The organism is Staphylococcus simulans, from assembly GCF_003043455.1.
In the GTDB taxonomy this organism is placed as follows: domain Bacteria; phylum Bacillota; class Bacilli; order Staphylococcales; family Staphylococcaceae; genus Staphylococcus; species Staphylococcus simulans_A.
Genome location: NZ_PZGG01000124.1, coordinates 1 through 2,382, shown reverse-complemented (window position 1 = coordinate 2,382; position 2,382 = coordinate 1). Strand labels below are relative to the sequence as shown.

Here is a 2,382-nt window from a genome sequence, read left to right as displayed (position 1 = left end):
GCTTACTATATATGGTGAAATTTATTCATTGTGCAGATTTACACCTAGATAGTCCGTTTAAAACGCATAGCCATTTAAGCGAAAACATTTATGAAGATGTGAAAAAGAGTACGTATGAAAGTTTTAAGTCATTAGTTAATTTTGCCTTGCAAGAGGAAGTCGATTTTATCGTCATTGCGGGCGATGTCTTTGATGATCACAATCGTACGTTAAGAGCAGAAGTATTTTTAAAGGAACAATTTGAACGTCTGAAGAAAGAGCAGATATTTGTTTACATGTGTCATGGTAATCATGATCCGCTCTCAGACAGTGTCGTAACAGATTGGCCAGAAAACGTTTCAGTGTTCGATAAAAATGTTGAAACGTATCAAACTATAACGAAACATGGCGAAAAGATTTTATTACATGGTTTTAGTTATCAGGATCATGCCAGTTACGAAAATAAATTAGATGAATATCCTTCTAGTCAAGGAGAGAAAGGCCTGCATATCGGAGTACTGCATGGTACATATAGTAAATCCTCTACGAAGCATCGTTATACTGAATTTCGTTTAGAAGATTTAAACTCTAAACTTTATCATTACTGGGCACTTGGTCATATTCATGAACGTCAACAAATTAATGATATGCCGCCGACATTTTATCCAGGTAATATTCAAGGACGCCATTTTAATGAAATAGGAGATAAAGGTTTTCTACTTGTAGAAGGCGATGAATTTAAACTGAACGTTGAATTTGTACCTTCACACTTTATTCGTTTTGATGAAATAAAAATTGAAACAAAACAAACTACAAAGCAAGGTATTTATGAGGTTGTACAAAAATTTAAAGATCAAGTTAGAAGCCAAGGTAAAGCTATCTATAGAGTTTATTTAGAGATAGATAGTGATGAACCTGTATCATCTCAAGACTTGATGCAAGTTGAAGCTATGTTGAAAGAATACGAAGAAAATGAAAATAACTTTGTATTTATCGAGTCTTTGATTGTTTCTTACAAAGATGATGATTCAAGACCGCTTGAACATGAGTTTTCTCAAGAATTGAAATCAGATGATACAATCTTTACAAGTGCAATGAGCGATTTGTATTTGAATCCTAAAGCAACTAAGTTTTTAGATAACTATGATGACTTTGATAAAGTAGAATTGATTAATCGTGCAGAAGCATTGCTTAAGTCAGGCTTAAGAGGTGAGCAGTCATGAAGATTTTAGCATTAGATATATATGGTTACGGCAAGTTTGTGGAAAGAACGATCAAATTTAATCAGTCATTAACACAAATATATGGTGAGAATGAAGCGGGTAAATCTACGATTCAAGCTTTTATTCATTCTATTTTGTTCGGCTTTCCGACTAAAAGAGAAAACGAACCACGCTTTGAACCAAGATTAGGAAACCAATATGGCGGTAAGCTTTATTTAAAGTTGGATGATGGTCAAGAAATACAAGTTGAACGTGTAAAAGGTGCAGCCCAAGGTGATGTCAAAGTCTATCTTGAAAATGGCGGTATTCGTGACGAAGAATGGCTGCAAAATAAATTGAATTATATCGATAAGAATACATATAAAGGAATTTATTCTTTCGATGTCTTAGGTTTACAAAATATCAATCGCAATATGGATGAGAAACAACTTCAAGAATACTTGCTGCAAGCTGGAGCTTTAGGTTCAACGCAATTTACAACAATGCGTGAACAATTAGAAGCGCAAAAAGCAGCATTATATAAACGTTCTGGTAAAAATCCTATAATCAATCAGCAATTAGAACAATTGAATGATTTACAGAATCAGATCAGAGCACATGAAAGTGAATTAGAATCTTATCATAGCTTGATTGATGAAAGAGACAAAGCAGAACGTCGTTTAGATCATCTTCAACAAAACTTGATGCAATTATCTAAGATGCATGAAGCGAAACAAAAAGAGTTAGCTTTATTAGATCAAGCACAAGAATGGAAAGCGTTAGAACACGAACTAAACATCGAACCTTTAGATTTCCCGGAACAAGGGATTGAACGTTACGAAGCATCAAAAGCACGTAGAGATCAGTTGAAGAAAGATATCAGTTTGCGCCAAGAAAAATTAGCGCAGTTACAACAAGAAAACGAACAAATTGATGTGCCAAAACAATCTGATATTGATGCGTTAAATAATATTGCTAAACAAGAAAATGAAATTAAACAAAAAGAAACGCAACTTCAAACGTTGAATAAAGAGATTGAAGATAAATCCAGAGAAATTGAAGGTTTGAAAGCTAATATCGGTTGGCAAGAAGACCATGATAACATTGATACTTCAGAAAGTATGAAAAGCTTTGTCAGCAAGCAAATTGCGAAAAAACAAGACCAAGCCTCATACATGACGCAATTAGAACGCACTTTAGA

2 protein-coding genes are annotated in these 2,382 nt (G+C 33.9%); both read left to right on the top strand.

Annotated elements, in window-relative coordinates; translation table 11 throughout:
• The first annotated feature begins 11 nt into the window (after window positions 1–11).
• Window positions 12–1,202, top strand: coding sequence for a metallophosphoesterase family protein (locus BU038_RS12250; protein WP_107606243.1), 1,191 nt, complete (start codon window positions 12–14; stop codon window positions 1,200–1,202).
• Window positions 1,199–2,382 (top strand): AAA family ATPase (locus tag BU038_RS12245; protein ID WP_142402609.1); only part of this gene is annotated, 1,184 nt, incomplete at its 3' end. The genes BU038_RS12250 and BU038_RS12245, both read left to right, overlap by 4 nt.